This window comes from Streptomyces sp. NPDC054847 (genome assembly GCF_053610925.1).
Window position 1 is genome coordinate 1 of record NZ_JBSGZJ010000747.1, and the last position, 1,645, is coordinate 1,645.

Below are 1,645 nucleotides of genomic sequence, written 5' to 3' on the forward strand. Positions count from 1 at the left end.
GGACGCGCTTCGGCGCGCCCGGGGGCCGTTTGCGTGCGGTGCGCCGTTGCACAGGGTGCTTTTGCCGGTCACAGAGTGGTTGAGACCTCTCGCGCCCCTCTTGTAGGGCCGTTCAAGCGGGCCTAGCCTCCTGCGTGTTGTGCATGACGAAACGCTCGTTGCGTATGTTGCAACGCCCACTTCGTAGGGATCACGCATGAAGCTCCTCTCCAGAGTCGCCGCCACCGCCGCGGCACTCGCACTGGCCGGCGTCACCGCCACCGCCTGTGCCCCGCAGACCTCCGGCAACAGCGCCCAGCAGGACGACAAGAGCGGCACGCTGCGGGTCTGGCTGTTCCAGGAGGTCAACAACAAGCCCAAGGAACAGGTCGTCGACGCCGCGGTCGCCGCGTTCGAGAAGGCGCACAAGGACGCCGAGGTCGAGGTCGAGTACATACCGGTCGAGACCCGCGCCCAGAGGATCAAGGCGGCGTTCAACGACCCGAAGAGCGCGCCCGATCTGATCGAGTACGGCAACACCGACACCGCCGGCTACGTCAAGGACGGCGGACTCGCCGACGTCACCGCCGAGTTCGGCGCCTGGGACGAGGCCAAGGACACCGACCCCACCGCCAAGCAGTCCGTCACGGTCGACGGCAAGGTCTACGGAGCGCCTCTCTTCGTCGGCGTCCGCGCGCTCTACTACCGCACCGACGTCTTCAAGGACCTCGGCATCGCGGTGCCGAGGACCCAGGACGAGCTCATCGCCACCGCGAAGAAGATCCACAAGGAGAAGCCGGACCTCTACGGCCTCGCCGTGGGCGGCGCCTACACCTACGGCGCGATGCCGTTCATCTGGGCCCACGGCGGCGAACTGGCACAGGAGAGCGGCGGCTCCTACGAGTCCGCCATCGACAGCCCTGCCGCACAGAAGGGCATCAAGGCGTACACGTCCCTCTTCGGCGACGACAACTGCCCGGCAGCCAAGTGCGCCGCCATGGGCGGCAACGCCGTCGTCACCGCTTTCGCCGCCGGCAACGCGGCCATGGCGATCGGCGGCGACTTCAGCCACCAGGCCGTCGAGGCCGGCGCGGTCAAGGGCAAGTACGCGGTCGTACCGCTGCCGGGGCTGAAGGCCGGTGAGATCGCCCCTGCGTTCGCGGGCGGCAACAACGTCGGCGTGCTCAAGAGCAGTTCGCACCGCACCCTGGCGGTGGACCTGATGAAGCGGCTCGCGGGCAAGGAGTCCCAGGGCAAGCTCTTCGACGCGATGGGCTTCCTGCCCACGTACACCGATGTGCGCGCCGAGGCGGCGAAGAAGCAGCCGTTCGTCGAGCCCTTCATCCGGACGCTCGGCGCCGGCGCCAAGTTCGTCCCCGCCTCGCCCGCCTGGGGCCGGATCGACGCCTCGCTCGTCCTGCCGACCATGTTCCAGGAGATCGTCAGCGGCAAGAAGGACGTGGCCGAGGCCTCGAGCGATGCCGCGGAGAAGATGGACGCCGCGTTCACCGACGCGGGCTGAGACCCATGGCCTACAAGACCGCGGCGGAGCCGGCCGGGGTCCCCCCCGGGGCCCCCGCCCCCCCCCCCCCAACCAACGCCCCCCCGGCACCGCCCGCCCCGCCCCCCCGGGGCCCGGCGCCCCGCGGGGGTGGGGGCCCCCCCG

1 protein-coding gene is annotated in these 1,645 nt (G+C 70.3%); it reads left to right on the plus strand.

Annotated elements, in window-relative coordinates:
* The first annotated feature begins 196 nt into the window (after positions 1-196).
* Positions 197-1,501 carry an extracellular solute-binding protein gene (locus tag ACWGH4_RS34925; protein ID WP_453467911.1) on the plus strand — a complete coding sequence of 435 codons (1,305 nt, stop codon included), beginning with the start codon at positions 197-199 and terminating at the stop codon, positions 1,499-1,501.
* The last annotated feature ends 144 nt before the right edge of the window (positions 1,502-1,645 follow it).